This window comes from SAR324 cluster bacterium (genome assembly GCA_029245725.1).
Classification (GTDB): Bacteria; SAR324; SAR324; order SAR324; family NAC60-12; genus JCVI-SCAAA005.
Window position 1 is genome coordinate 1 of the sequence record JAQWOT010000307.1, and the last position, 2,639, is coordinate 2,639.

Here is a 2,639-nt window from a genome sequence, read left to right on the forward strand (position 1 = left end):
TACGACATTCTTTCTTGCTTGGCCAGTCCCATCTCTTTCCTCACCAATTCTCTTCTGTGATTTTTTGCAACCAAAGCGAATCAGCTCTTGTTCGACCTTCTTGCCACTCATTTTTGAAAGCCCATTTTCTTCACAGAAGTATTTGTATTTACGATACAGACCTTCCCATTTGACGTAGGGTTGGCCAGTTAAATCATTTTTAATGTTTTCAGAAATCTGGTAGTGGGTATCTAGAAAATCTTTGAACACATCAGTGTATTGTTTCAAAGACTCAATTCCGTCGTTAAATCCTGGAGCTGCCGTCATTCTCCAATCATTCTCTTTGAGCCTTTTCAAACCAGTCAGAGTCCACAGTGAAATTCCTGGCAGTTCGACCCTAAGCTTTGTTTTCAAGTCTAGGTCAACTTCGGATTCCTTCAATTGTTTATCGAATTTCAAAATATCCCATCTACGATAAAATCCTTCTGACCGATCATGTGTCTGGGGGAGGAAATTTGAACTGAATAGAAGCTTGACACAAGGCGTGAAACTAAATGACGGTCTGTACGGGTTTCTGGCCTGCAACCTTTCTCTGCTGACAAGTTGCTTAAATACTCCAGAGGTCTGTTTATCTGTTGTGATGTCAGCAACCACATTGATTCGTTTATGTTGCAATGCAGCTATGTCGTACTCACGAGCAAGGTTTTGTGGTTCAACATGGCTGATCTCATTGGGATCAACCAGAGCTGTGATAGTTTCGATAAATGTTGATTTACCGTTTCGTCCTGAACCATAGAGAAATAGTATTTTTTCAAGCTTTGTGCTTGGGTACAAAAGATAACCAGCCCACTCCTGAATTCTCAACTGGTCATCTTTGTCAGGAATGACCCGATCAAGGAACCTTTGCCAATTTGGGCACTTCGCTTGTTGGTAATAATTGATTGGAGAGCGAAAGGTTGAGTAAAGCTCGTGATCGAAAGGTTGCAGATCGAAGACATTCTGGTTGAGATCAATCACCCCATTACCCAGAACTAGAATGTAAGATTTAGGGTTCCAAACATGGCTCTCGCTGTTGCAACCCACCTCTTTAAGACGACTTAAAAAGCTGACTGTGTCCTTGACAACTTTATCGGAGAGAACAGCTGTTGGCTGGTAGTGCTCGACAGCCTTCTCCAAAAAGTGCTCTATCCTTGAAGTGATGACGTGTTCATCTTCCAGAGACCAAGTACCCAGGTCTTTTTTGTAATTGTAGAATTGAGAGTCGACAAAAAGTAATTTGCCTCCGAAGTCTTGTAAGAAGGCTTCTGCTGCTTTTGAAGGAGCAATCTGCTTAAGTGACAACTCTCCATCTCGGTCAACAAGAATAAGAAACTCAATCTTGTTTTCTGCAGCTAACTGTTGAAAAGCTTTCTCGACAGTTCTGGGCACATAATCAGGCCTCCTTTCGCATTTGTGAGGTCTCCAAAGACCTGATTTCTTCCAAGCAGCAACAACTTTGGAGGGTTCTCCTAATATTTTAGCGAGTTGATTACAAAATCCTAAATCAGCTTCACTGTGACTTGGATATTTTTGGGACCCACCTTCATTCTGAATTGATTGCCAATCACCTTCCCAGAGTTGATCCAATTCAGACAATATCGTTCTCATATCTGAGATTTTCCTGAGATCATCAGCAGATAAATCACAACTGGCAAAATCCATTTCGTATTGAAGATGTTTGGAATGGCTGAGTGTGTCAGAGACTCCTAAACGAGTACCCATAAATTCACTTTGATATCGTTTGATATCTCCCTGTGAAATTGCGGGAAGCCGGGTTGGAGGCTCAGCTAAAGCAAAGCCGGTCACCGTGAGATATCTTTGCTTGTCATAGATTTCCCAGGCAGAACCTTTAATGTGATTTTTCCTTTTCATATCATTAGGCAGAGAACCTCGAATAAAGCCTCGTAGTCCCTTTCCAGATGGAGAGACTTCTAAATAAGCTCCTCGCTGTAACCAAAATTCAGCAAACAGAATCCCGCTTTGATTTAGAGTGACGTTGTCATCATCAATAGCTTCAATACACTTATCTCAATCAAGGCCCACTATATTGTCAGATTCATCTAGAACGAAGCCAACACCACTCAAGTTTTTATCCTTGTAACGGTGAAAAGCCTCTTCAAAACTTCTGTGATTTGAGGGATCCATTATGTTCCCAGCCTGATCAAACTCAGCAGCTAGTGGCACCTTTGTAGCGGTCTCCTCCTTCATTTTACGTTGCCAGTTAACCCAACGTGGAATTTCTCTTAGTTCTGAGGGAATATTCTTCTTTGATACAGGGCACTGATCCAGAGAGGATACATTGTACATAGTTCGATGACAATTCACTTCGTCACTTAATCTCATAATTTTCTCAATTAGATAATGTTGGATGTTTGTCTCTTTTCAGCAAGAGTTTCAACTGATTCTAAGTCATATAAAACTCTACGTTTACTAAATCTAACTTCTGGTAAATCTCCTCTTCTTGCTAAGAAAGAAACACCAGAATCTGACAGTTCAAGAATCTCTGCAGCTTCTTGTTTTGTGATAAGGCTATTTGTAGGAATATTTATTATCATTGTGCCTCCTTTAGGGTGTTTATTTGTGTATCACGAATCATTAAGGATAAGAAAATCTTATTTTTT

General features: G+C 40.6%; 3 protein-coding genes. All 3 read right to left on the minus strand.

Annotation, left to right across the window (positions count from 1 at the left end):
* Window positions 1-1,890 (minus strand): phage/plasmid primase, P4 family (locus P8O70_16295; protein MDG2198403.1); only part of this gene is annotated, 1,890 nt, incomplete at its 3' end.
* A gap of 156 nt (window positions 1,891-2,046) precedes the next feature.
* On the minus strand, window positions 2,047-2,361 hold the full coding sequence (locus P8O70_16300) for a hypothetical protein (protein ID MDG2198404.1): 315 nt from the start codon (window positions 2,359-2,361) through the stop codon (window positions 2,047-2,049).
* 11 nt (window positions 2,362-2,372) lie between these two features.
* On the minus strand, window positions 2,373-2,573 hold the full coding sequence (locus P8O70_16305; protein MDG2198405.1) for a helix-turn-helix domain-containing protein: 201 nt from the start codon (window positions 2,571-2,573) through the stop codon (window positions 2,373-2,375).
* Window positions 2,574-2,639: the final 66 nt, after the last annotated feature.